The sequence below is a fragment of the Bradyrhizobium sp. USDA 4506 genome (assembly GCF_054058795.1).
This window is the reverse complement of the sequence record NZ_JBSSBM010000002.1, coordinates 4,979,012-5,002,121: the sequence shown is the minus strand read 5'-3', so window position 1 is coordinate 5,002,121 and position 23,110 is coordinate 4,979,012. Positions and strand designations below refer to the sequence as shown.

The window sequence follows — 23,110 nt, the reverse complement described above, 5'->3', positions numbered from 1 at the left end:
GATCTTTTCGGAAAACCGGTTTCCACTTTTCCGGATCATGCTTTATCAGTCCTGCCGCAAGCTGGCAGCATCCGTCTGCGCGGTGTATCAAGCCCACAGGCATGCGTGATTCGCACTCCTCGGTCGGCGTGCGGCTTTCCAGGAAACAATTGATGTCTGGCACTTCGTCTCCCGGTCCCGCTCCCGACGCGCTCGAACTCGCGGCGCTCTTGTGCTCGCGGGTCTGTCACGATCTCATCAGTCCGGTCGGCGCGATCGTCAATGGGCTTGAGGTCCTTGACGACAATCCCAAGCCCGAAGACCGCGACTTCGCGCTCGATTTGATTCGCAAGAGCGCCAAGACCGCTTCGGCGCGGCTGCAGTTCTGCCGGTTGGCGTTCGGCGCGGCCGGTTCCTCCGGCGCGCAGATCGACCTCGGCGATGCCCAGAACATGGCGAAGGGGCATATCGAGGACGGCAAGGTGACGCTGACCTGGAATCTGCCGCGGCTGCTGTTGCCCAAGAACCGGGTCAAGCTGCTCTTGAACATGCTGGTCATTGCGCAGCAGACGATCCCGCGTGGCGGCACGCTCACCATCGACCCGGTCGGCGAAGGCGAGGCGATGAGCTTCCGCATCACGGCCGCGGGCCTCAATGCGCGCGTGCCGCAGAACATCGTCGATCTCCTGAATGCAACCTCGCCGAACACGGTCGATGCGCATGCGGTGCAACCGCACTACACCCGCCTGCTGGCGGAAGCCTGCGGGCTGAAGGTGACGCTCGCGCTCGACGGCGACAAGGTCATCATTGCCGCGTCCTGACCGCGGCCGCGCCGATATCATTAATCAAAGGTTACGACCGGCCGCGCGATTCGATCGCGCGGCCTTATCTCTTTGTTGATCCCGTTCCTTTCCATTTGCTCAACCAAACTTAAACGCTTTGCGGAGAAGCTGACCTGAGTTCCGTCAGGCGCGTCGATGTTGCGCGCCGCTGCGTTTTCGGCGTTTTTCGAAGGTTGGTTTCATGGACGATCTGTTGCGCGAGTTCCTGACGGAGAGCAGCGAGAGCCTGGATACGGTCGACAACCAGCTGGTGCAGTTCGAGCAGGATCCGAACAACGCGAAGATCCTGGATAACATCTTCCGGCTGGTGCACACCATCAAGGGCACCTGCGGCTTCCTCGGGCTGCCGCGGCTCGAGGCGCTGGCGCATGCCGGCGAGACCTTGATGGGCAAATTCCGCGACGGCATGCCGGTGAAGGCGGAAGCCGTGACGCTGATCCTGTCCTCGATCGACCGCATCAAGGAGATCCTCGGCGGGCTCGAGGCGACCGAGGCCGAGCCTGAAGGCAATGACCGCGATCTGATCGATCAGCTGGAGGCGATGGTCGAGCACGGCATGGCGGCGATGTCCGATTCGACGCAGTCGATATCGTCAGGCTCGACGCAGTCGATGCCGGTTGCTGCTGAAGAAGACGTGCCGGTCGTCGAAGCTCCGTCGGTGCAGGCGGCGATGACCGAAGGCACGCTGGTGGTGCAGACGCTGGAGCGTCCGCTGCGTCCGGGCGAGGTCTCGCTCGACGAGCTCGAGCGCGCCTTCCGCGAGACCGAGACCGAAGTCGCCGCGCCGGCGCCGGCCGCGAAGCCTGCCGCTGCGGCTCCCGCCGCCGAGCCGGCTGAGGCTGCGAAGAAGCCGGCCCGCAAGGCCGCCGGTGAGGATGTCCAGGAAGGCGACAAGATCGCCAACCAGTCGATCCGGGTCAATGTCGACACCCTCGAACACCTCATGACCATGGTCTCCGAGCTGGTGCTGACCCGCAACCAGCTGCTGGAGATCTCCCGCCGCAACGAGGACACCGAGTTCAAGGTGCCGCTGCAGCGGCTCTCCAACGTCACCGCCGAGCTGCAGGAAGGCGTCATGAAGACGCGCATGCAGCCGATCGGCAATGCCTGGCAGAAGCTGCCGCGCATCGTCCGCGACCTCTCCGGCGAACTCGGCAAGCAGATCGAGCTCGAGATGCATGGCGCCGACACCGAGCTCGACCGCCAGGTGCTCGACCTGATCAAGGATCCGCTGACGCACATGGTGCGCAACTCCGCCGATCATGGGCTCGAGACCACCGCCGAGCGCCTCGCGGCCGGCAAGGGAGAACAGGGCACCATTCGCCTCTCCGCCTACCACGAAGGCGGCCACATCATCATCTGCATCGCCGACAATGGCCGCGGGCTCAACACCGAGCGGATCAAGGCCAAGGCGCTCCAGAACGGTCTCGTCACCGAGGCTGAACTGGAGAAGATGACCGAGGCCCAGATCCACAAGTTCATCTTCGCGCCGGGCTTCTCGACCGCCACCCAAGTGACCTCGGTGTCCGGCCGCGGCGTCGGCATGGACGTGGTGCGCACCAATATCGACCAGATCGGCGGCACCATCGACATCAAGAGCGTGGCCGGCGAGGGCGCCTCGGTCACCATCAAGATCCCGCTGACCTTGGCGATCGTCTCCGCTTTGATCGTGGAAGCCGGCGGCGACCGTTTTGCGATTCCCCAATTGTCTGTCGTCGAGCTGGTGCGGGCCCGCGCCAACTCCGAGCACCGCATCGAGCGGATCAAGGACACCGCGGTCTTGCGCCTGCGCAACAAGCTGCTGCCGCTGATCCACCTCAAGAAGCTCTTGAAGATCGACGACGGCGCGACGACTACGGATGCCGAGAATGGTTTCATCGTGGTCACTCAGGTGGGCAGCCAGACCTTCGGCATCGTGGTCGACGGCGTGTTCCACACCGAGGAGATCGTGGTCAAGCCGATGTCGACCAAGCTGCGGCACATCGACATGTTCTCCGGCAACACCATCTTGGGCGATGGCGCCGTGATCATGATCATCGACCCCAACGGGATCGCAAAAGCCCTCGGCGCGTCCGGCTCCTCGGCCCATGACCTCGCCGACGACAATGCGAACGCCCACGCCGCAAGCGGCGAGCAGCTGACCTCGCTGTTGGTGTTCCGCGCCGGCTCCTCGCAGCCCAAGGCGGTGCCGCTCGGCCTCGTCACCCGGCTGGAGGAGATCGCAACCGACAAGATCGAGCTCTCGAACGGCCGCTACATGGTGCAGTACCGCGAGCAGCTGATGCCGCTGGTGCAGATGGCCGGGGTCGAGGTGCAGTCGCAGGGCTCGCAGCCGATCCTGGTGTTCGCCGACGACGGCCGCTCGATGGGGCTCGTGGTCGACGAGATCATCGACATCGTCGAGGAGCGGCTCAACATCGAGGTCGCGGGTTCGCAGGACGGCATTTTGGGTTCGGCCGTGATCAAGGGTCAGGCCACCGAGGTGATCGACGTCGGCCACTTCCTGCCGATGGCGTTCGCCGACTGGTTCTCGCGCAAGGAGATGCGCCCGTCGGCCTCGGCGCAGTCGGTGCTGCTGGTCGATGACTCAGCGTTCTTCCGCAACATGCTGGCGCCGGTGCTCAAAGCCGCCGGCTACAAGGTCAGGACCGCGGGCGGCGCGCAGGAAGGGCTCGCGGCGCTGCGTTCGGGACAGAGCTTCGACGTCGTGCTGACCGACATCGAGATGCCCGAGATGAACGGCTTTGAGTTCGCCGAGAACATCCGAAGCGACCACAATCTGATCGGGCTGCCGATCATCGCGCTGTCGGCGATGGTGTCGCCGGCGGCGATCGAGCGCGGCCGGCAGGCCGGCTTCCACGACTATGTCGCCAAGTTTGATCGTCCCGGGCTGATCGCGGCGCTGAAGGAGCAGACCGCCGAACTGCGCCGCGCCGCGTGACCGGATGCAAGGAAACGAATTGATGACCAGCAAGAGCGAGACCAGTGAAGGCGCCATGGCCGAATACGTCACCGCCGTGATCGGCGGGCAGCTGTTCGGCCTGCCGATCTCGCGGGTGCAGGACGTGTTCATGCCGGAGCGGCTGACGCGGGTGCCGCTGGCCTCCAGCGAGATCGCCGGCGTGCTCAATCTGCGCGGCCGCATCGTCACCGTGGTCGACATGCGCGCCCGGCTCGGGCTGCCGAAGGCCGACGACGGTAAGCCTCCGATGGCGGTCGGCGTCGACCAGCGCGGCGAATCCTATGGCCTGCTGATCGACCAGATCGGCGAGGTGCTGCGGCTCTCCGAAAACAGCCGCGAGGACAACCCGGTCAACCTCGATCCCCGCATGGCCAAGCTCGCCGGCGGCGTCCACCGCCTCGACGGCCAGCTCATGGTCGTCCTCGATGTCGATCGCGTGCTCGAACTGGTGCCCGACGCCAAAGCGGCGTGAACAGGGCCGCCCGAACTGAAGAACTGAAACATCCCACCGGGGATGAGGAAGTAGAGGTCGCAGATGAGAACCTGTCTTGTTGTCGATGACTCAAGCGTCATTCGCAAGGTCGCCCGCCGCATTCTGGAAGGGCTCGATTTCCAGATCGTCGAGGCCGAGGACGGCGCCAAGGCGCTCGAGGCCTGCAAGCGCGCGATGCCGGAAGCGGTGCTGCTCGACTGGAACATGCCGGTCATGGACGGCTACGAGTTTCTCGGCAATCTCCGCCGCATGCCCGGCGGCGATCAGCCCAAGGTCGTGTTCTGCACCACCGAGAATGACGTCGCGCATATCGCACGCGCGCTGCATGCCGGTGCCAACGAATACATCATGAAGCCGTTCGACCGGGACATCGTCACCGCGAAGTTCCAGGAAGTCGGACTCATTTAGAGCATGATCCGGAAAAGTGGGAACCGGTTTTCCGAGAAGATCATGCTGACTTAGATTCTTCGTTCGATCCGGCGGCAGAAGCCTTCGGCTCAACGGTTGTTGTGCGTCGTGTTGCGTCGCTGGTGAAGTCATGAGTGTTGCGTTGACAAGTACTGCGGTCCCGACATCGACCCGTTCCGACAAGGTGCGGGTGATGGTGGTCGACGATTCCGTGGTGATCCGCGGGATGATCTCGCGCTGGATCGGCGCCGAGCCCGACATGGAAGTCGTCGCCTCGCTGCGCACCGGCCTCGACGCCGTCAACCAGCTCGAACGCATCAACCCCGATGTCGCGGTGCTCGATATCGAGATGCCCGACCTCGACGGCATCTCGGCGCTGCCGCAGCTGCTGGCGAAGAAGCGCGATCTCGTCGTCATCATGGCCTCCACGCTGACCCGTCGCAACGCGGAGATCAGCCTGAAGGCTCTCTCGCTCGGTGCGTCCGACTACATTCCGAAACCGGAAAGCACGCGCGAGGCCACCGCCGCGGAAACCTTCCGCCACGACCTGATCCAGAAGATCCGTCATCTCGGTGCCAAGGCGCGGCGCAACCCGGTGCACTCGACGGCAAGCCCGCCGCTTGCGCCCGGTCATGACAGGCCGCGTCCGCTGGCGCCCGCTGCTGCGCACACAGCGCCGGCCCAGGCCACGCGCCGTTCGTTCGGCCTGCTGCCGCCCAAGGTGCTGCTGATCGGCTCGTCGACCGGCGGCCCGCAGGCGCTGATGACGCTGGTCGCCGAGATCGGCCCGGTGATCGATCGCTTCCCGGTGCTGATCACCCAGCACATGCCGCCGACCTTCACGACCATTCTCGCCGAGCATCTGGCGCGCACCAGCAAGCGGCCGGCGCATGAGGGGATCGACGGCGAGAGCATCAAGCCGGGCCAGATCTATCTGGCGCCCGGCGGGCGCCACATGCGCGTCGCCCGCCACGGCGTCGATGCCACGATCGCGCTCGATGACGGGCCGCCGGTCAATTTCTGCAAGCCCGCGGTGGATCCGATGTTCACCTCCGCGATCGATGTCTGGCAGGGCAGCATCATGTCGGTGATCCTGACCGGCATGGGCTCCGACGGCATGCGCGGCGGCAAGGACATCGTCGCCGCCGGCGGCAGCGTGATCGCGCAGGACGAAGCAACCAGCGTGGTGTGGGGCATGCCCGGTGCCGCGGTCAATGCCGGCATCTGCGCCGCGGTGCTGCCGCTCAATCAGATCGCACCGAAGCTTGTTCGGGTATTTGCGGGAGACCGTTCGTGACGCCGCTGGACTACGAGTATCTGCGTAAGCTGCTGAAGGAGCGTTCCGGCCTCGATCTCTCCGCCGACAAGCAGTATCTGGTCGAGAGCCGCCTGCTGCCCTTGGCGCGCCGGTCGAACCTCGCCGGGATTCCCGAGCTGGTGCAGCGGATGAAGGGCGGCGCGGAGCTGCTGACATCGGAGGTGGTCGAAGCGATGACCACCAACGAGACCTTCTTCTTTCGCGACAAGATCCCGTTCGACCATCTGAAGGAAGCGGTGCTGCCCGCGCTCGCGCAGGCGCGCGCGGCGCGCCGCAGCTTGCGCATTTGGTGCGCGGCGTCGTCGACCGGGCAGGAGCCGTATTCGATCGCGATGCTGCTGAAGGAGATGACTGCGCTGTTTGCCGGCTGGCGGATCGAGATCATCGCCACCGACCTGTCGCAGGCGGTGCTCGAAAAGGCGAAGGCCGGCCTGTTCAGCCAGTTCGAGGTGCAGCGCGGCCTGCCGATCCAGCTGCTGGTCAAGTATTTCGTGCAGAAGGGCGAGCTCTGGCAGCTCAACGCCGATATCCGCGGCATGGTGCAGCACCGCCAGCTCAATCTGTTGCAGGACCTGTCGCATCTCGGCACCTTCGACGTGATCTTCTGCCGCAATGTGCTGATCTATTTCGATCAGCAGACCAAGGCCGGTATCTTCGGCAAGGTGTCCCGGATGCTCGAGCCCGACGGCGTGCTGGCGCTTGGCGCGGCGGAATCCGTGGTCGGCATCACCAACCTGTTCAGGCCATATCCCGACCGGCGCGGGCTCTATCAGCCAAACACTGCGCCAGTCGCGCGCGCCGGCGCCGCGCTGCATGTGCTGAAGGCGGTTGCGTCCGCTGCGCGGTGAGACGAGACATCTCGCTTTAACCCCGTCACCCTGAGGAGCCGCGAAGCGGCGTCTCGAAGGGTCGACGGCCACCAGCGGGGCCGTGCATCCTTCGAGGCTCGCAAGCGCTCGCACCTCAGGATGACGGCGACAGAGCCGCGTTCTTTCAACGTTCATGAACTACAAAATCGCGTGCGGCAGGAAGCGCGAGGTGTTGCCGGTGATTGGATTCTCGTCTTCCCGAATCGAGAGTCCGCAGGGCGTGCCGTCCACCAGCCAGCTGCCGAGCACCGGATACTGCCCGGAAAAATTCGGCAGCGGCGCCAGCGCCTGGCGGATGAAGCCTTCGGCGCCGTAGGGGCCTTGCTCGGCGACCAGCGTGACGCCGGCGCTGACCAGCTCGACATTGGCGCCCTCGCGCGAATAGATCGGCTTGCGCACGAACGACGTGCCGAGCTGGGCGGCCTGCGGGTCGTCCTCGAAATAGGCCGGTAGCAGATTGGGGTGGTTCGGGAACATCTCCCAGAGCAGCGGCAGGATGCCCTTGTTGGAGAGGATCGCCTTCCATGGCGGCTCGATCCATTGCGTCGGCGCGGTCGAGAGGTTCTTGCCGAACGCGTCGTGGAACATCCACTCCCACGGATAGAGCTTGAACGCGAGCGCGATCGGGCGTTCGTCGAGGTCGACGAACTGACCGTCGTCGCGCAGTCCGATCTCCTCGATGTCGAGCAGCGTGGTCTTCAGCCCGGCCTGCGCCGCGGTGTCCTCGAGATAGGCGAGCGTGCCGGCGTCCTCGGGATTTCCGGTCAGTCCGGTGAGATGCAGCGGGTGGGTCGCGCCGATCCTTTTCCAGGCCTCGATCAGCCGGTCGTGGATCGAGTTGAACTGGTCGGCGCGCTTCGGGATGATGTTGCGCGCAATCGCCTGTTCGAGCCAGGTCCATTGAAATACCGCGGCCTCGAAGATCGAGGTCGGCGTGTCGGCATTGTATTCGAGCAGCTTGGCCGGGCCGCGGCCGTCGAAGGTGAGATCGAGCCGGCCGTACAGGCTCGGATTCCTGCGGCGCCAGCTTGCAGCGATCAGATCCCAGAACGCCTCCGGTATTTTCAGCCGGCGCAGATAGCGCTCATCCCTGACCGTGCGTCCGGCGAGCTCGAGACACATCGCGTCGATCTCGCCGGTCGGCGCCTCGATCGAGCGCTCGATCTCGTCCAGCGTGAAGGCGTAATAGGCGCGCTCGTCCCAATACCGTTCGCCGTCGATGGTGTGGAAGGTGAAGCCGGCGTTCTCGGCAGTCGTCCGCCAATCGTCGCGTTCGGGACATGCGATGCGTTGCATGAGGGGAAACCGCGCTCGCTCGTCAGCCTGGTGTCAGCTTCCGCCATGCGACGGATCGTCGTCGCCGTAGCGGGCGATGGTGCGCGGCGCGCCGCCGAAGCCGCCGGAGGGTGACCGTTCCGCCGACTTTCCCTTCGTTCCGTGTCCTGCATGGTGGTGGCTGCGGGCATGGCTTGGCGTCAGGCCGATCGACGCCGCGCCGATCGCGATACTTCCCATCAATTTCAGCCATACGCGGCGCGAGCGTTTCATGGACGCAATCCCTGCCTTGCCGTCTGCGGAGCCATGCCGAGTTTCCATCAGCTGCGTTCGCCGGGCAAGCGAAAGCGCGATGACACGGCGATGACACGGCAACATGCATCAGCCGCCGCTGAAGCCGAACGCATGCGCGAACGAACCGAAGCCGCCGCGGCTCACCGACGAGCTTGGCGACGAGCTCGAGGAAGAGGAGGAGCCGCTCGACGACGAGCTGCCGCTGTAGAAGCTGCTGCGCGAGCCGCTGCTGCCGCCCGATCCGGACGATGAGCTGCGCGACGTGCAGTCAGCGCCGGGTTGTGGCGGGACCGGCGTGGCGACGCCCGGTGCGGTGACGCCCGGCGGCGTCGGCGGCACCGGCTGGCAATTCGGCCGCGGCATCAGCGCGTAGGCGCTGCCGCCGACCGCGAGCGTTCCCATCAAGAGCAGCGCGACGTGGTTGGAGCGCTTGGATGGCGCATCCGGCCGCGGCGGCGTCGGCACCGCCGGCACGACCGGTCGCCGTTTGCCGAAGTCCGGGTTCGGTTTGCGCGCCATGGTTTGGCTCAACGGCTCAGTAGATCATGCAGGCCGCGTTCAGCGCGCCTGCGGCCAGCGAGGACAGCCCGAGCCAGATCGCCGGCGCCATTTCGCCGGAGGCGATCCGCGCCGACAGGTTCGGCACCGGGATCTTCACGATGTAATAGACGATGATCTGCACGATCAGCGCGATGATGCTCCAGATCAGGCAGTCCACCACATTGGCGGAATGGGCGATCGCGCTGACCACCGGCAGCACGAAGCCGAGCAGGCTTAAGCCCAGCGCAATCGCCGCCGCCGGATCGTTGTCGCGGATCAGCTGGAATTCGTCATGCGGGGTGACGCGCGTGTAGACGAAGAGGTAGGCGACCACGGCGATCAGCGCCGTGCAGAAATAGACCAGGAACGCCGGCAGGCCGGCGAGGGATTGCAGGATCATGTCGGGGCGGTCCGGGAGTTCGTCGGGATTCGCGCGAGGCAGGATTGCACGTTCCCTTGGTCGGCGCATGCCGAGAGCCGGTTCAATCCAAACAAAAACCCCGCCATTTGCGGCGGGGTTCAGGTCGAAAGGAGCGAACCTTGCGGTTCTCTGCGGGCCCAGAAGGTCAGGCGGGAATACGCTCGTCGGCCTCGTGCGGCTCGCGCAGCACGTAGCCGCGGCCCCACACGGTCTCGATGAAGTTGCGGCCTTCGGAGGCGTTGGCGAGCTTCTTGCGGAGCTTGCAGATGAAGACGTCGATGATCTTCAGCTCCGGCTCGTCCATGCCGCCGTAGAGATGGTTGAGGAACATTTCCTTGGTGAGGGTGGTGCCCTTGCGGAGCGAGAGCAGCTCCAGCATCTGGTATTCCTTGCCGGTCAGATGCACGCGCTGGCCGCCGACCTCGACCGTCTTGGTGTCGAGATTGACCACGAGATCGCCGGTCTGGATGACCGATTGGGCGTGCCCCTTGGAGCGGCGCACGATCGCGTGGATGCGGGCAACCAGCTCGTCCTTGTGGAAGGGCTTGGTCATGTAGTCGTCGGCGCCGACGCCGAGACCCTTGACCTTGTCCTCGATGCCGGCGAGGCCGGAGAGGATCAGAATGGGAGTCTTGATCTTCGAAACCCGGAGCTGCTTGAGCACGTCGTAGCCGGACATGTCGGGCAGGTTGAGGTCGAGCAGGATGATGTCGTAGTCGTAAAGCTTGCCGAGATCGACACCTTCTTCGCCGAGGTCCGTCGTGTAGACGTTGAAACTCTCGGATTTGAGCATCAATTCGATCGACTGCGCGACGGCGCTATCATCTTCAATCAGCAAAACGCGCATGCCAGTCCCCTATAGTCGCCGCTCCGGGCGTCAGGTCGGCCGCACTTGCGGCACTCACAAAACGCCTTTGAACAACTGATTCGGATCCTGACGAGATATGGTTAACAAAAACTGATTCCTCGACGCAAGCTCTAACCGTGCAATTTTTGTCGAATCGCCCTAAGATATTGCGTAGAAGAAGCTTTTCCTAACCGCGCTCGTTCAGTTTCCACATTAAGAGCCGGGCCTAACCGACTCTCGCGACTCGCCCTTCTTCTGATGGGCAAGCGACCTCAGTCACCAAAGACAGTGACGCAATGATTAATGATGCGGGTAAACACGAAGTTAAGCGGCCGGAGCAAAAAAGCGGAAACTTAAGGTTTTCGCAATGAAGGCGCTCGCGGAGCAGATCGGCGACATCGACGGCGTCAATATTTATGGCCGCGTGGTCGGCGTCCGCGGGCTGATGGTCGAGATCGCGGGCCCCATTCACGCGATGTCGGTCGGCGCCCGCATCGTGATCGACGTCGGCGCGGGCCGCTTCATTCCCGCCGAGGTGATCGGCTTCTCCGGCGAGAACGCGGTGGTGATGCCGTTCGGCGGATTAGATGGCGTGAGGCGCGGTTGCCGCGCGGTGATCGCCAATGCGGCGAGCCAGGTGCGGCCGTCGCCGGCCTGGCTTGGCCGCGTCGTCAACGCGATGGGCGAGCCGATCGACGGCAAGGGCCCGCTGGTGCAGGGCGCCTCGCCGATGTCCTACCGCAACTCGCCGCCGCCGGCGCATTCGCGCAAGCGGGTCGGTCCGCCGCTCGATCTCGGCGTGCGCGGTCTCAATACTTTCCTGACCTGCTGCCGCGGCCAGCGGCTCGGCATCTTCGCCGGCTCCGGCGTCGGCAAGTCGGTGCTGCTGTCGATGCTGGCGCGCAATGTCGATGCCGCGATCTCGGTGATCGGGCTGATCGGCGAACGCGGCCGCGAGGTGCAGGAATTCCTCCAGGAGGATCTCGGCGAGGAGGGGCTGGCGCGCTCGGTCGTGGTGGTCGCGACCTCGGACGAGCCGGCGCTGATGCGGCGCCAGGCAGCGTATCTGACGCTCGCCATCGCGGAATATTTCCGCGACGAGGACCAGGATGTGCTGTGCCTGATGGACTCGGTGACGCGCTTTGCGATGGCGCAGCGCGAGATCGGCCTCTCGGCGGGCGAGCCGCCGACCGCCAAGGGCTACACGCCGACCGTGTTCACCGAATTGCCGAAGCTGCTCGAGCGGGCAGGGCCGGGCACCGGCGACGGCACCATCACCGCGATTTTCACGGTGCTGGTCGACGGCGACGATCACAATGAGCCGATCGCGGATGCGGTGCGCGGCATCCTCGACGGCCATATCGTGATGCAGCGGGCGATCGCCGAGCGCGGCCGCTATCCCGCGGTCAACATCCTCAAGTCGGTGTCGCGCACCATGCCGCGGTCGGCCGACCCCGACTTCCTGCCCTACATCAACAAGGCGCGGCAGGTGATGGCGACCTATGCCGACATGGAGGAATTGATCCGGCTCGGGGCCTACCGGCCGGGTTCCAGCGCGGAGGTCGACGAGGCGATCCGGCTGCATGAGCCACTCGAGGCCTACCTGCGCCAGGCCAAGGACGAGTCCACCAGCCTTCCCGACGGCTACCGGCAACTGGCTCAAATCCTGTCGGGTTTGGAAACGGAACGCTAACTTTGTCGGGCCATCATCACCGGCACACCATAGCTATGCCGGCGGGGCCCAGCGGGGAGCCGGCTCTGTCCCGCGTTCAGATTTGGGACTTCTGGGGAGTATGAGTCGATGAAGTCACGTGAAACGCTGATTCGCCTGAAGAAATTTCAGGTCGACGAGAAGCGCCGTCGGGTTACCCAGATCGAAGGCATGATCGCCGACTTCCAGCGCATGTCGGTCGAGCTCGAGCGCGAGATCCAGACCGAGCAGGAGCGCGCCGGGATCAACGACCCCACGCACTTCGCCTATCCGACCTATGCCAAGGCCGCGATCCAGCGCCGCGAGAACCTGACCCGTTCGGCCGACGAACTGCGCGCCCAGCTCGACGACGCCAAGGCGCTGCTGTCGGAGGCATTCGAGGAATTGAAGAAGGTCGAGTTGCTCGACGAGCGCGACCAGGCGCGCGAACGCGCGGAGGAGAGCGCTCGCGAACAAGCCGACATGGATTCGATCGGCCTGATGCGGGCCCGTCTCGGCGTCATCGCCTGAACCCTCGCTCCCTCCGCTGACCAGATTGAGAGCCCGGGCCGATCGCCCGGGCTTTTTGCTGGGCGCTGTCCACAAGCCGCCGACTTGCCGGCCACTTGTTAGCCCCTTGGCGGATCGTGGTGTCCCAAAATATGCTACCACCGGTCAGGACGGATGATCGGCAGCACGGTGGCAATGAGGCGATGGGGGATCGGGGCTTGGAGGGCGCAAGATGCTGACGCCGGCTGAGCTGGTCTGGCTGATCGCCGCCGTCGCCAAGGGGGATGAGGCCGCCTTCGAGCGGCTGTACGCCGCGACCCGCTCGAAACTCTTCGGCGTCGTGCTCCGTATCTTGCGGCGACAGGACCTCGCCGAGGAGGTCATTCAGGAGGCTTACGTCAAGATCTGGAACAGCGCCGGGCAGTTCAACCCAGCCCTGTCATCCCCGATCACGTGGATGACGTCGATCGCGCGCAACCGCGCCATTGACGTGGTGCGCAAGCGCGGCGAGGCCTCGCTGGAGGAAGAGCCGGCGGCGATGGAGGTCGCAGCCGACCAGCCCGATCCACTGGCGCGACGGGAGATGACGGAAGAGTTGAAGCGATTGCTGGAGTGCGTCGGTCGTTTGGAGCCGGATCGTCAGAAGCTCGTGCTGCTCGCCTATTACAACGGCTGGAGCCGCGAGCAACTCGCCGCAAAGTTCGAGACGCCGGTGAACACGGTGAAGACTTGGCTGCGCCGCAGCCTGATGGATATCCGGGAGTGTCTTGGACTCTGATTGATGGCCTATAGCGAAGACCATATCGCGCTCGCCGCGGAATATGCGCTCGGTACGCTCGATGCCGAGGAGCGCGCGCAGGTCGAGACCATGATGGTCGTCGACAGCGAGTTCGCAGCCCTGGTGCAGGCCTGGCAGTTCAGGCTCGGGCCGCTGAATCAGATGGTCGGCCTGGTCGAGCCGCGTCCGGCGGTTTGGGACAACATCAAGGCGGCGATCGGCCACACGAGCGCGCCGCAGGCGCCGCTGGTGCTGCCGGAGACGCCGGCCACGACGGTGACGCCGCCGCCTTCGCCAATCACGGACGATCCCGAATTCGGCTCGGCGTTCGATCCGGAGCCTGCGCAGTCGCCCGAGCCCCGGAGGCTGCCCGAGGCCCGACCGCCGCGGGTCATCTTCGACGAGCGCAACGTGACCGCGCTGACGGGCCGCGTCAAACGCTGGCGCGGCATCGCGTCGGCCGCGACCGCGATCGCGGCCGCGCTGCTGGTGACGCTCGGCCTGCAGATCTACAAGCCCGACGCTCTGCCGAATGCGATCCGGCCGAAGCCGCGCATCCAGACCGTCGAAGTGAAGACGCCGGCGCCAGCGTTGACGCCGTCGGCGCAATATGTCGCGCTGCTGCAGGGGCCGAATGGCGGGCCGGCCTTCATCATGACCATCGACGGCGCCACCAAGAACTTCACCGTCCGCAAGGTCGGCGCCCCGTCGGAGCCCGGCAAAAGTTTCGAGCTCTGGCTGATCTCCGACAAGCTGCCGCAGCCGCGCTCGCTCGGCGTGATCGGCGCCGATGATTTCACCGCGCGGCCGGTGCTGTCGGGCTACGATTCTGACGTGATCAACGGCGCCACCTATGCGGTGACCGTCGAGCAGGCCGGCGGCTCGCCGAACGGCCAGCCGACCTCGGCGCCGATCTTCACCGGGAAGCTGATCGAGACCGTACCGGGCGCGTCGGGTTCGCCGCCGCGATAGGCCAGCCGCCCATCGTCAGAGGTTGCCGATGGTGGCCGCCCGTCCCATTGCGAGCGCAGCGAAGCAATGCACCCTTCCGCACGAGCGGTGACAGTGGATTGCTTCGCTGCGCTCGCAATGACGTGGATAAGATGTCGCGTCGGCCACCCGCAAAAAAAGAAAACGCCCGTGGGGAGCGGGCGTTTTCGATAGTCAACTTGGGGGTAGTTGGGGGTCTTAAATATCCACGCAGCGACTTTGGGGGGCTGTAAAGAACACTACGTGAATTCGTGAAACTCTCCTGTTAGCGGACCAGTGTTAGCGGACCAGCGAGTTGCTGGTGCTGGTGATCGCGACGGGCTTGCCGGCCTTCATGACCCGCGCCGTCTGCGTGTATCCCTCATCCGACGAATTATGTGCCGCGATGCCGAAGCCCGCGACCAGGATACCGGCGAACAACGCCACAACCACAATCTTCAGGTGCGTCATACGATCGGCGCTGTAGATCGAGTGGTTCATGGAAGTCTCCTGCCGCCTTCCTGCTCTCAGTAAATCTGTCGGTTCGGTCTGTTGTCCGGTTCAACGTCTCGTGCCCCGCTAACGTAGGATTTGCCGATTCCGTTCCCTAGAGGCCATCACAAGGCCGTGATGAGACGTGATCGGGCGCGATCAGAAATGACCCTTTGGTAATCCGAGACGCATTAAAGCTATTTAATATCAGTGTCTTGGGATTATGCTGGGATGCTGCATCCCAGATAGGGCCGTTCCGGCCTGTTCTGCATAAATCAGTTGCCTGTGGCGAGAAAGCACAGACGAAAACGCAAGTGATTTGCGGCCCCTAGCTCGTTTTCGCGCGAAGTGGACGCCCGGCTCGCGTGCAGAAAACGCTTCCGAACAAGTGACTCTAAACGCTGCCGACCGTCTTCAGCCGGGCCCTGGGATGGATCTCGGCTTGCGACAGGACGGTGGTCTGCGAGCGGAACCGTTCCACCAGTGAGCGAACGAACGGCCGGATCGCGGCCGACGTCACCAGGACCGGCGCCTCGCCCTCGCGCGCCGCCTGCTCGAAGGCGTTGCGCACGGCGGTCATGAACTCCGACAGTTTCGAGGGCTGCATCGCCAGGCTGCGGTCGTCGCCGGTGCCTACGATCGATTCCGCAAACGCCTGCTCCCAGCGCGCCGACAACGCGATCAGCGGCAAATAGCCGTTCGGCGAGGTGTTTTGCGCGCAGATCTGGCGGGCCAGCCGGGCACGGACGTGCTCGACCATGGTGGCCGGATTGCGCGAGAACGCCAGCGCGTCGGCGATGCCTTCGAGGATGGTCGAGAGATCGCGGATCGAGATGCGCTCGGCGAGCAGCAATTGCAGCACGCGCTGGATGCCCGACACCGTGACCTGGCCCGGCACGATGTCCTTGATCAGCTCGCCTTGCTCCTTCGGCAGGTCCTTCAAGAGCTTCTGCACCTCGCCGTAGGACAACAGGTCCGCCATGTTGGTCTTGAGCAGCTCGGTCAGATGCGTCGACAGCACGGTCGCGGCGTCGACCACGGTGTAGCCCTTCAGCGCGGCCTCTTCCTTCAGGCCGGCGTCGACCCAGGTCGCCGGCAGGCCGAAGGTAGGCTCGATGGTGTGGATGCCGGGCAGTTGCACCTGGTTGCCGGCGGGGTCCATGACCATGAACTGGCTCGGCCAGATCTTGCCGGTGCCGGCGTCGACTTCCTTGATCTTGATGACGTAGCTGTTGGCTTCGAGCTGGACGTTGTCGAGGATGCGCACCGCCGGCATCACGAAACCCATCTCTATGGCCAGCGAGCGGCGCAGCGCCTTGATCTGCTCGGTCAGGCGGTCGGTGCCGTCGGGGCCGTTGACCAGCGGCAGCAGCGCGTAGCCGAGCTCGATCTTGAGGTCGTCGATCTTCAGCGCGGCGGCGATCGGCTCCTCCGCGGCCGCAGCGGCGGCGGCCGCGGCTGCAGCAGGGGCGGCGGCTGCTGCCGTTTCGGCCGCCTTCGCAGCCCGCTTCTGCTTGCGAGCGTTCCAGGCCAGCACCGCGGCGCCGGAGCCCAGCGCCAGGAACGGCAGCGTCGGAATGCCCGGCAGCAGCGCCAGCACCAGCATCACGCCGGCCGACATGCCGAGCGCCTGCGGATAGCCGGAGAGCTGGCGCATCAGCGCCTTGTCGGCGGCGCCGGTGATGCCGGCCTTGGAGACCAGGAGGCCGGCGGCGGTCGAGACGATCAGCGCGGGCACCTGGGTGACGAGGCCGTCGCCGACCGTCAGCACGGTGTAGGTGCGGGCGGCTTCGCTGAAGGAGAGGCCCTGCTGGGCGACGCCGATGATAATGCCGCCGACGATGTTGATGCCGACGATCAAAAGACCGGCGATGGCATCGCCGCGGACGAATTTCGAGGCACCGTCCATGGCGCCGAAGAAGCCGCTCTCGTCTTCCAGCGCCTTGCGGCGCTCCTTGGCGGCCTTCTCGTCGATCAGGCCGGCGGAGAGATCGGCGTCGATCGCCATCTGCTTGCCGGGCATCGAATCCAGCTGGAAGCGTGCCGCGACTTCGGCGATGCGGCCCGAACCCTTGGTGATGACCACGAAGTTCACGATCACCAGGATCGCGAACACGATGATGCCGATCACGAAGTTGCCGCCCATCACGAAGTTGCCGAACGCCTCGATGACGTGGCCGGCGGCCGCCGTGCCCTCATGGCCGTGGCTCAGGATCAGCCGGGTCGAGGCCATGTTCAGCGACAGCCGCAGCATGGTCGAGATCAGCAGGATGGTCGGAAACGACGAGAATTCCAGCGGCGCCTGGATGAACAGCGAGGTCATCAGGATCAGGATCGAGACCGTGATCGAGACCGCCAGGAAAAGGTCGAGCACGATCGAGGGCAGCGGCAGGATCAGCACCACCAGGATGGTGAGGACGCCGATCGCCAGCGCGATATCGCCGCGCTTCAGGATGTCGCCGATCTCGCCGAGGCTCGGCAATCCGCTCTTGCCTGCCGTGCCCTGACCCGCCGTGACGTCGACCATGGTAGCCGCTCTCCCCCGCGACTGGCGGCTGCGGCCGCCAAGCGTCTGCGCGACGGCCGCAGGGCCGCCGTTCCGAAAGTGAGGCACCGCGCTGGCGTTCACGGGGATCTCCGCCCGTTAGACGCGTTCGACGACACTCGACTTCACTCGGCAATTCTTGCCGGGTGTATGGTTAGCAAAGGGTTAATAAGGGCTTTCGCGCGACCGCACGGGTCGTCGCAGGCGCCGGCAGGGGGATTCGCGGCCGGAAGCAGGGGTGAGAGGGCCTCGTGGTCAAGATGCGCCGCCCTCACCATGAGGGTCCAGACCAGGATTTTGCCCCGCAACAACGCGTCATCCTGATGAGGAGCCCGCCAAAGGCGGGCGTCTCGAAGGATGGCCACGGATGAGGCCGCAGGCCTTGCGGCCTCTATCTGAGCGCACCGAGCACGACGCCCGATGCGGCGATGATGCCGAGCGTGATGACGCTGGCGCGCCACAAGAACTGCTGCCGGGCGGCGCGCCGGTCATGAAAGGCCAGCCAGTCGTGGACAAAGCCCGCGGGGATGTCGAACACCACCGCCGACTTGTTGCGACGGTGCGTTTCATGCTCGCAGTACATCGTCCGGACTGTCGGCACGCCCAGCCGCTCGAGCTCGCAGTGCCACTCCCAGGCATGCTTGCCGTTGGTCCAGCGATTTTCAAAGGGGATCACGTGTGATTCCATGACGAGCCTCCTGGCCCACCCTTGAACCTCACGCGACAAGTCTAGCCGATTTCATGGGCTGGCGCGAGATTGACGCCGCACCGGGGCTCGTGCCCGTGCGGCGCGATGGCGGTAACTCGTCCGGGCGCCATGGAGCGTCCCCGGCGGCCCTGCGCCGGGTCCGCCCGGCGGTGCAGGGGCCCGCTTTAGGCGGGCTCAGTCCAACTGCGCCAATGCGTCGGTTGAACATGGACGTGGTCATTTGAACCAACGACCCAGTCGGCGCCGTCCTTGTGGCAGGGGACCACGAGCGCATGGACCATTCCATCATAGTCCAGGACACAGACTTCGAGATCCCGGTCTGCTGGCGCAGTTGAAACGGGTAGCCATTCTGCGGGCAAGGTATGCATGATGTACCCTCCGATGAAATGCATGCGGTTCTCTCGGCGCGACGGCCGGGGCGTGGGGCATCTGGCTTGACGCCAGCACGCGAGCGTCTGTCGCTCGTCAGTTCCGTCACAAGCAGCGCTGCCGGCCTGCGACGCACAATCCACCGTCCGAACGATCTTGGCACGGATGACGAATGGCAAGTGTGAACCAGCTCGCACTGCTTTCAATCTTCTTCGACAGGATGATCGCCGTCGCGCGATCGATATTCCTACACGTCCGGACACTTTCTCAAGTCGTATGCACGAGCACGATCAGTCCCGCCACAATCAACGCGGCGCCGGCGGCATAGCTGAGGCGGTGGCCGACCGGGAGCAGCTTCTCGCAGGCGACGTAGACCGTGATGCCGACGATCCAGAGCAGGTTCATCACGCCGCCGACGAACAGCAATGCCATCAGGAACCAGCAGCAGCCGAGGCAGTAAAGGCCGTGCCGCAGCCCCATGCGCAGCGCACCGGCCGTGCCCGGTCGCCAGTGCCGGCTCAGGAACAGCACCGGGCTCTGGCAGTAGCGCAGGCAGGCTCGCTTGAGCGGCGTGAACTGGTAGAGCCCGGCCAGCAGCAGGACGCCGCTGGCGAGCGTCGCGCTGGTAGCAGCCATCGCCATCGACAAGAGTCCGGCGAGGTCGAGTTGCCATTGCGCCAGCGTCGCGGCGAGGCTGAAGCCGGCCCAGATCACGAGATAGCCGCACAGGAAGATCCAGGCCTCAGCGAGGGGAGAGGGCGTTGCCGATTGCTTGCGCTTCAGGGCGGCGAACAGCAACACCATCGGCGCGGCGCTCGAGATCATCATGGCGACCATCATCGTCAACCACATGACGAACACCAGCACGGCATAGGAAGGCGTCCATGGCGTCGGATCCATCGGCATATCAGCCATGCTCATGTCGATGCCGGCGCCGGCCAGGAGATAGGCCCAGGCCAGCGCCATCACCGCGGCGATGCCGCCTGCAAAGATCAGGCGGTCATGCCGCAGGACGTTTTCGAGCGCCGATGTCTCGCTCATGGTGGGATCCCAGCAGCCGAACGGCCGAACCGCGCCCGGCTGTGTCAGGCCGCGACGCCGTCCGGCGTCTGCACGACGTTGGCGAGCGAGCTGTGCGAGCCCTTGGTCTCGTACTTGATCGCCCCGGTCGAGCGGATGTTGGAGGAGGCCACCTCGGCCCCCCTATGCTCGAACCCCTCCGGCATCACGACCTGGATGCGATGCGGCGTGCCGGTGACAGGATTCTTGATCGGCTCGACCTCGGTCTCCAGCACGCCCTTGGCGACGAGCTTGGCGACGCGCCCGTTCTTGTCGAAGGAGAACTCGATCGGCACGAACACCGGATCATGGATCTTGGTCACGATCAGGCTGAAGATCTGGAACAGCGTGCCTTCGGCCGAATTCTTGCCGGACAGGATGTTGAACAGCGCTTCGCGCTGTTCCGCCGTGGCGCGCTCGTCGATGATCGGCTGCATCTGCCCGTTGCCCTCGTGAAGCGCGCCGGGAAAGTCGACGGTTGCCGCGAACACCAGGCCGTCGAGCTTGGTGCTGCCGAAATGCCCCTTGGTGATCCGCATGCCGACCATGCCTTTGCAGGAACCATGCGTCGGCAGCGCATTGAAATCGCAGGGGCAGCCAAATGCACAATTGCAGTTCTTGATCCATTCGCCTTCGAGACGCCAGTCAGAAGCCATGGCAAACCTCCATATGACTGTCGGTGATCAATGCAGGCGCTTCAGAATGCCTTCCGCTTCAAAAAAAACCGGATCAGTTCAAGTAGGCCGGGATCATAGCAGCAACCGGTCCGGCGGTACAGGAAGCGCTGACGCCCGATCGTCCAAACATCGCCGCGGCGGCGCACGGAGGCGCCGATCGGGGAGGGAGGACGGACCGGGATTGAACGTCCCAGCCTCGACGTCAGACGAAATACCGAGCAAGTCGCTTCGTGTCGGGGGATTCCATGACAAGCCAAGGAGACCGTGCGGCGGCAACGACCGGCAAACCCTGGATTGGTGGTTTCGGGGCTGTCGCGGCTGTCACCCTTTCCGTCGCGACGGGTGCTGCCGCAAAGCCTCCGGGCCAGGACGCCGCCATGATGCGCATGCTGGCGTGCGACGGCGAAGGCGTCAGGATGGAGGTCTATCTACCGCTATCGGTTGCATTGGCAGGCCAAGGCCTGCGCGCCGGCCAGACGGTGATCGGCTACTACGCGCTCGACCTGACCGAGGCCAACAAGGGCAAGCCGCTTGAGCCGGTTCGCGTCACGATGAGCGCGGACAAGAAGACGGTGACCGTCGACCAGTACACAAGGGGACTGCCGCCGACACAGATTCCGGTGGGCGGGGGCACGGTCGATTTCGATCAGCGGTTTGCGAAACGCGCCAAATGCGGCCCGTTCCAGTCGCAGGACCCGAACTTCGGGAATTGATGCGACGCTAGCCGCGCGCGAATCCGCCGCGGAGCGTGCCGTTTCAAGGGGCGGCGTCCCCTTGCTGGCGCATGCCTAATCTCTCGGCAATGTGGCTTGACCCGGAGGCAAATGCCGACGAAGTTCCGCCTGCCGTGGTAATTTCTTCTGAATTTTCCCCTGAAGTCGCTACGTTCATTCCCGACTCGCGCCGGGCATGGCTGCGGCTTGTCGTGGCCGTGGTGATCGGCTCGCTCGGCAGCGTCGGCATGTGGTCGGTCGTGGTGGCGCTGCCCGTGGTGCAGACGGACTTCGGCGCGACCCGCGGAACGGCCTCGCTCGCCTTCACCATGGTGATGCTCGGCTTCGGCCTTGGCCAGGTCGTGACCGGCAAGATCAGCGACCGCTACGGCATCGTCGCGGCGATCGGCGCCGGGATCGGCATCCTCGGCCTCGGCTATGTCGGCGCCGGCTACGCGCCGTCGATCTGGGCCTTCATCCTGCTGCATTTTGCCATCGGCCTGTCGTCGGCGGCGACCTTCGGCCCGTTGATGGCGGAGGCGTCGCACTGGTTCGAGCGCTACCGCGGCCTCGCGGTCGCGATCGCCGCGAGCGGCAATTACGTCGGCGGTACGGTGTGGCCGCCGCTGGTCAATTTCGGCATGCAGAGTGTCGGCTGGCGCACCACCCATATTGCAATCGGCATCTTCACCGCGATCGCGATGTTGCTGGCACTCATGGTGCTGCGCGTGTTGATGGGCGCGGCGACCAGGCGCAGCCATGGCAACGCGGCACCACCCCGGGTCGACCTCAAGCTTTCCACCAACGCGCTGACCGCGATACTGTCGCTCGCGTCGATTTCCTGCTGCGTGGCGATGTCGATGCCGCAGGTCCATATCGTCGCCTATTGCGGCGATCTCGGCTACGGCGTGGCGCGCGGCGCCGAGATGCTGTCGCTGATGCTCGGCTTCGGCATCATCAGCCGGATCGGCTCCGGCTTCCTCGCCGACCGGATCGGCGGCATCCGCACCCTGCTGATCGGCTCGATCGCGCAAGGCGCGGCGCTGTTGTTCTATCTGTTCTTCGACAGCCTGACCTCGCTCTACATCATCTCGGCGATGTTCGGCCTGTTCCAGGGCGGCATCGTGCCGAGCTACGCGATCATCGTGCGCGAGGCGATGCCGGCGTCGGAGGCCGCGACGCGGATCGGCATCGTGATCTTCGCCTCGGTGTTCGGCATGTCCTTTGGCGGCTGGATTTCGGGCGTGATCTTCGACGCCACCGGCTCCTATGCCGCCGCCTTCGCCAACGGCCTCGCCTGGAACCTGCTCAATGTCAGCATCATCCTGCTGCTCATGATGCGCTCGCGGCAGCGGGTGGCGCTGGCGTAATTCTCGATCACACCGCCTGGCCGGCCTTGAGTAATGAGCAGCCGGTGATCTTCAGGCTGCCGTCGGCCTGCCGCTCCAGCGTGTAGAGCGCCTCCCACGCTTCGCCATTGGCGTCGACGATATGGACGCGCTGTGCGATCCGGTCGCCGTCGCTGCGCGCCTCGCCGAACTCGAAGCTCCTGTGCCGATAGACCGGCGCGTATTGGTTCTGCACCATCGACATGAAGATGTCGGCTTGCGGAAAGATCTGCCGGATCGCCGGCGCGGCATGCGAATAGGCCGCCGCGGCGTCGTCGCGGCCGAACGCCTGCTCCTGCGCGCGGATCACGGCCTGCGCGGCGCCGACGTCGTCGGCCGCTGCGGGAGCGAGCGAGCCGAGCAGAATAGCGACGAACATCAGGATGATGCGCATGCGGTGGCACCGTCGACAGTCGACCTTCCAGCCGCCGCAAGGCTACTCCCGCACGACCACGGCGGCAACGGAGCAGGCGCATTCGGCGGCTGGCTCCGAACGGCCACGCAGCGCGATGTCAGTTGACGCGCCGATGGTGCCGCAGCGCCTCGGCAGTCGGGCATCCGGCGTGCCGCGCATGACGCGTTGCGAATGGCTGCTCGATGGTGACGATCTGGCAACCGTATTGCGCCGAAACCTCGGCGATGACGTTCGACACCGCATCGTCGATCCGCGAGCCGGGCAGATGCGCGACGATCAGATCGCCGATGCTGAGCCGCTTGCGGACGCGCAGGTCGTTGTCGATGCGGTAACTGAACAGGGCATGGATCACGCCGCGGCGATCGCGAATCGCGATCAGCCCGGTCTCGGGCGAGCTGCCGCGGCAGCGCCGGCGCACGAACCGCAGCCATTGATCCGTGGTAATACTGGCATCATGCATGAACACCAGCGGATAGGCCACGATCGCATGCTGATGGTCGATCGGAAGTGCCTGGAATTGCTCGTTCATCGCCGGATTCCCCGATGAT

24 protein-coding genes are annotated in these 23,110 nt (G+C 65.0%); 12 read left to right on the top strand and 12 right to left on the bottom strand.

Annotated features, from left to right (window positions below; all coding sequences use genetic code 11):
• The first annotated feature begins 152 nt into the window (after positions 1-152).
• The 6 genes from chpT to ACVIHF_RS25875 all read left to right on the top strand — a co-directional run bounded on the left by chpT (position 153) and on the right by ACVIHF_RS25875 (position 6,850).
• Positions 153-800 (top strand): histidine phosphotransferase ChpT, encoded by a 648-nt coding sequence (gene chpT, locus ACVIHF_RS25900; protein ID WP_253591253.1) that lies wholly within the window; start codon positions 153-155, stop codon positions 798-800.
• A 202-nt stretch (positions 801-1,002) separates the two neighbouring features.
• Complete coding sequence (locus ACVIHF_RS25895) at positions 1,003-3,762, top strand: hybrid sensor histidine kinase/response regulator (protein ID WP_456792740.1); 2,760 nt, start codon at positions 1,003-1,005, stop codon at positions 3,760-3,762.
• A gap of 22 nt (positions 3,763-3,784) precedes the next feature.
• Entirely contained in the window at positions 3,785-4,255 is a 471-nt protein-coding gene (locus tag ACVIHF_RS25890) for a chemotaxis protein CheW (RefSeq protein WP_310880168.1), read from the top strand.
• Between the two features lie 63 nt (positions 4,256-4,318).
• Positions 4,319-4,684: a response regulator gene (locus ACVIHF_RS25885; protein ID WP_018273268.1), complete on the top strand. Its 366-nt coding sequence runs from the start codon at positions 4,319-4,321 to the stop codon at positions 4,682-4,684.
• Between the two features lie 130 nt (positions 4,685-4,814).
• Entirely contained in the window at positions 4,815-5,981 is a 1,167-nt protein-coding gene (locus ACVIHF_RS25880) for a protein-glutamate methylesterase/protein-glutamine glutaminase (RefSeq protein WP_310880167.1), read from the top strand.
• Positions 5,978-6,850: a CheR family methyltransferase gene (locus tag ACVIHF_RS25875; RefSeq protein ID WP_253638928.1), complete on the top strand. Its 873-nt coding sequence runs from the start codon at positions 5,978-5,980 to the stop codon at positions 6,848-6,850. Before ACVIHF_RS25880 ends, ACVIHF_RS25875 begins: the two co-directional genes overlap by 4 nt.
• Positions 6,851-7,009: 159 nt before the next feature.
• On the opposite strand, the gene ACVIHF_RS25870 is transcribed toward ACVIHF_RS25875, so the two are convergent.
• The 5 genes from ACVIHF_RS25870 to ctrA form a co-directional block, all read right to left on the bottom strand.
• Positions 7,010-8,167, bottom strand: coding sequence for a glutathionylspermidine synthase family protein (locus ACVIHF_RS25870; protein ID WP_253607305.1), 1,158 nt, complete (start codon positions 8,165-8,167; stop codon positions 7,010-7,012).
• A 33-nt stretch (positions 8,168-8,200) separates the two neighbouring features.
• Positions 8,201-8,419, bottom strand: coding sequence for a hypothetical protein (locus ACVIHF_RS25865; RefSeq protein ID WP_143029822.1), 219 nt, complete (start codon positions 8,417-8,419; stop codon positions 8,201-8,203).
• A gap of 108 nt (positions 8,420-8,527) precedes the next feature.
• A complete protein-coding gene (locus ACVIHF_RS25860) occupies positions 8,528-8,959 on the bottom strand; it encodes a hypothetical protein (protein ID WP_456792739.1) in 432 nt (143 codons plus the stop codon).
• A gap of 16 nt (positions 8,960-8,975) precedes the next feature.
• The gene (locus tag ACVIHF_RS25855; RefSeq protein ID WP_016848561.1) at positions 8,976-9,380 is read right to left on the bottom strand and encodes a DUF350 domain-containing protein; all 405 of its coding nucleotides are present in this window, start codon (positions 9,378-9,380) and stop codon (positions 8,976-8,978) included.
• Between the two features lie 166 nt (positions 9,381-9,546).
• Positions 9,547-10,248 (bottom strand): response regulator transcription factor CtrA, encoded by a 702-nt coding sequence (ctrA, locus tag ACVIHF_RS25850; RefSeq protein ID WP_016848562.1) that lies wholly within the window; start codon positions 10,246-10,248, stop codon positions 9,547-9,549.
• 367 nt (positions 10,249-10,615) lie between these two features.
• Between ctrA and fliI the strand changes: the two genes are divergently transcribed.
• From fliI to ACVIHF_RS25830, 4 genes are all read left to right on the top strand, one after another.
• Positions 10,616-11,941 (top strand): flagellar protein export ATPase FliI, encoded by a 1,326-nt coding sequence (gene fliI / locus ACVIHF_RS25845; protein WP_310881916.1) that lies wholly within the window; start codon positions 10,616-10,618, stop codon positions 11,939-11,941.
• Between the two features lie 108 nt (positions 11,942-12,049).
• On the top strand, positions 12,050-12,469 hold the full coding sequence (gene fliJ / locus ACVIHF_RS25840; protein ID WP_016848565.1) for a flagellar export protein FliJ: 420 nt from the start codon (positions 12,050-12,052) through the stop codon (positions 12,467-12,469).
• A 211-nt stretch (positions 12,470-12,680) separates the two neighbouring features.
• Positions 12,681-13,226, top strand: a complete 546-nt coding sequence (locus ACVIHF_RS25835) for a sigma-70 family RNA polymerase sigma factor (RefSeq protein ID WP_253607307.1) — start codon at positions 12,681-12,683, stop codon at positions 13,224-13,226.
• Positions 13,227-13,229: 3 nt separating this feature from the next.
• Positions 13,230-14,198, top strand: a complete 969-nt coding sequence (locus tag ACVIHF_RS25830; RefSeq protein ID WP_456792738.1) for an anti-sigma factor — start codon at positions 13,230-13,232, stop codon at positions 14,196-14,198.
• A 297-nt stretch (positions 14,199-14,495) separates the two neighbouring features.
• Here the strand turns inward: ACVIHF_RS25830 and ACVIHF_RS25825 are convergent, their stop codons facing one another.
• The 5 genes from ACVIHF_RS25825 to ACVIHF_RS25805 all read right to left on the bottom strand — a co-directional run bounded on the left by ACVIHF_RS25825 (position 14,496) and on the right by ACVIHF_RS25805 (position 20,025).
• The gene (locus tag ACVIHF_RS25825) at positions 14,496-14,696 is read right to left on the bottom strand and encodes a hypothetical protein (protein WP_092090232.1); all 201 of its coding nucleotides are present in this window, start codon (positions 14,694-14,696) and stop codon (positions 14,496-14,498) included.
• Positions 14,697-15,081: 385 nt separating this feature from the next.
• Positions 15,082-17,214 (bottom strand): flagellar biosynthesis protein FlhA, encoded by a 2,133-nt coding sequence (gene flhA, locus ACVIHF_RS25820; RefSeq protein ID WP_050383751.1) that lies wholly within the window; start codon positions 17,212-17,214, stop codon positions 15,082-15,084.
• Between the two features lie 409 nt (positions 17,215-17,623).
• Complete coding sequence (locus ACVIHF_RS25815) at positions 17,624-17,920, bottom strand: hypothetical protein (protein ID WP_028341258.1); 297 nt, start codon at positions 17,918-17,920, stop codon at positions 17,624-17,626.
• A gap of 657 nt (positions 17,921-18,577) precedes the next feature.
• Positions 18,578-19,351: a DUF2182 domain-containing protein gene (locus ACVIHF_RS25810; RefSeq protein WP_310881912.1), complete on the bottom strand. Its 774-nt coding sequence runs from the start codon at positions 19,349-19,351 to the stop codon at positions 18,578-18,580.
• 44 nt (positions 19,352-19,395) lie between these two features.
• The gene (locus tag ACVIHF_RS25805; protein WP_057015186.1) at positions 19,396-20,025 is read right to left on the bottom strand and encodes a DUF1326 domain-containing protein; all 630 of its coding nucleotides are present in this window, start codon (positions 20,023-20,025) and stop codon (positions 19,396-19,398) included.
• 266 nt (positions 20,026-20,291) lie between these two features.
• On the opposite strand from ACVIHF_RS25805, the gene ACVIHF_RS25800 reads away from it, so the two are divergent.
• Positions 20,292-20,759: a hypothetical protein gene (locus ACVIHF_RS25800; RefSeq protein ID WP_233475444.1), complete on the top strand. Its 468-nt coding sequence runs from the start codon at positions 20,292-20,294 to the stop codon at positions 20,757-20,759.
• Between the two features lie 212 nt (positions 20,760-20,971).
• On the top strand, positions 20,972-22,129 hold the full coding sequence (locus tag ACVIHF_RS25795; RefSeq protein ID WP_375162585.1) for an MFS transporter: 1,158 nt from the start codon (positions 20,972-20,974) through the stop codon (positions 22,127-22,129).
• Positions 22,130-22,136: 7 nt separating this feature from the next.
• Here the strand turns inward: ACVIHF_RS25795 and ACVIHF_RS25790 are convergent, their stop codons facing one another.
• Positions 22,137-22,541 carry a DUF4864 domain-containing protein gene (locus tag ACVIHF_RS25790; RefSeq protein ID WP_225160594.1) on the bottom strand — a complete coding sequence of 135 codons (405 nt, stop codon included), beginning with the start codon at positions 22,539-22,541 and terminating at the stop codon, positions 22,137-22,139.
• Positions 22,542-22,659: 118 nt separating this feature from the next.
• Entirely contained in the window at positions 22,660-23,091 is a 432-nt protein-coding gene (locus ACVIHF_RS25785; protein WP_057015184.1) for a hypothetical protein, read from the bottom strand.
• Positions 23,092-23,110 lie beyond the last annotated feature (19 nt).

What these genes read in the sequence shown, in the direction of transcription:
- chpT (WP_253591253.1), top strand. Translation starts at nt 153, where the DNA reads ATGTCTGGCACTTCGTCTCCCGGTCCCGCTCCCGACGCGCTCGAACTC.
- ACVIHF_RS25895 (WP_456792740.1), top strand. Translation starts at nt 1,003, where the DNA reads ATGGACGATCTGTTGCGCGAGTTCCTGACGGAGAGCAGCGAGAGCCTG.
- ACVIHF_RS25890 (WP_310880168.1), top strand. Translation starts at nt 3,785, where the DNA reads ATGACCAGCAAGAGCGAGACCAGTGAAGGCGCCATGGCCGAATACGTC.
- ACVIHF_RS25885 (WP_018273268.1), top strand. Translation starts at nt 4,319, where the DNA reads ATGAGAACCTGTCTTGTTGTCGATGACTCAAGCGTCATTCGCAAGGTC.
- ACVIHF_RS25880 (WP_310880167.1), top strand. Translation starts at nt 4,815, where the DNA reads ATGAGTGTTGCGTTGACAAGTACTGCGGTCCCGACATCGACCCGTTCC.
- ACVIHF_RS25870 (WP_253607305.1), bottom strand. Translation starts at nt 8,167, where the DNA reads ATGCAACGCATCGCATGTCCCGAACGCGACGATTGGCGGACGACTGCC.
- ACVIHF_RS25865 (WP_143029822.1), bottom strand. Translation starts at nt 8,419, where the DNA reads ATGAAACGCTCGCGCCGCGTATGGCTGAAATTGATGGGAAGTATCGCG.
- ACVIHF_RS25860 (WP_456792739.1), bottom strand. Translation starts at nt 8,959, where the DNA reads ATGGCGCGCAAACCGAACCCGGACTTCGGCAAACGGCGACCGGTCGTG.
- ACVIHF_RS25855 (WP_016848561.1), bottom strand. Translation starts at nt 9,380, where the DNA reads ATGATCCTGCAATCCCTCGCCGGCCTGCCGGCGTTCCTGGTCTATTTC.
- ctrA (WP_016848562.1), bottom strand. Translation starts at nt 10,248, where the DNA reads ATGCGCGTTTTGCTGATTGAAGATGATAGCGCCGTCGCGCAGTCGATC.
- fliI (WP_310881916.1), top strand. Translation starts at nt 10,616, where the DNA reads ATGAAGGCGCTCGCGGAGCAGATCGGCGACATCGACGGCGTCAATATT.
- fliJ (WP_016848565.1), top strand. Translation starts at nt 12,050, where the DNA reads ATGAAGTCACGTGAAACGCTGATTCGCCTGAAGAAATTTCAGGTCGAC.
- ACVIHF_RS25835 (WP_253607307.1), top strand. Translation starts at nt 12,681, where the DNA reads ATGCTGACGCCGGCTGAGCTGGTCTGGCTGATCGCCGCCGTCGCCAAG.
- ACVIHF_RS25830 (WP_456792738.1), top strand. Translation starts at nt 13,230, where the DNA reads ATGGCCTATAGCGAAGACCATATCGCGCTCGCCGCGGAATATGCGCTC.
- ACVIHF_RS25825 (WP_092090232.1), bottom strand. Translation starts at nt 14,696, where the DNA reads ATGAACCACTCGATCTACAGCGCCGATCGTATGACGCACCTGAAGATT.
- flhA (WP_050383751.1), bottom strand. Translation starts at nt 17,214, where the DNA reads ATGGTCGACGTCACGGCGGGTCAGGGCACGGCAGGCAAGAGCGGATTG.
- ACVIHF_RS25815 (WP_028341258.1), bottom strand. Translation starts at nt 17,920, where the DNA reads ATGGAATCACACGTGATCCCCTTTGAAAATCGCTGGACCAACGGCAAG.
- ACVIHF_RS25810 (WP_310881912.1), bottom strand. Translation starts at nt 19,351, where the DNA reads ATGAGCGAGACATCGGCGCTCGAAAACGTCCTGCGGCATGACCGCCTG.
- ACVIHF_RS25805 (WP_057015186.1), bottom strand. Translation starts at nt 20,025, where the DNA reads ATGGCTTCTGACTGGCGTCTCGAAGGCGAATGGATCAAGAACTGCAAT.
- ACVIHF_RS25800 (WP_233475444.1), top strand. Translation starts at nt 20,292, where the DNA reads ATGACAAGCCAAGGAGACCGTGCGGCGGCAACGACCGGCAAACCCTGG.
- ACVIHF_RS25790 (WP_225160594.1), bottom strand. Translation starts at nt 22,541, where the DNA reads ATGCGCATCATCCTGATGTTCGTCGCTATTCTGCTCGGCTCGCTCGCT.
- ACVIHF_RS25785 (WP_057015184.1), bottom strand. Translation starts at nt 23,091, where the DNA reads ATGAACGAGCAATTCCAGGCACTTCCGATCGACCATCAGCATGCGATC.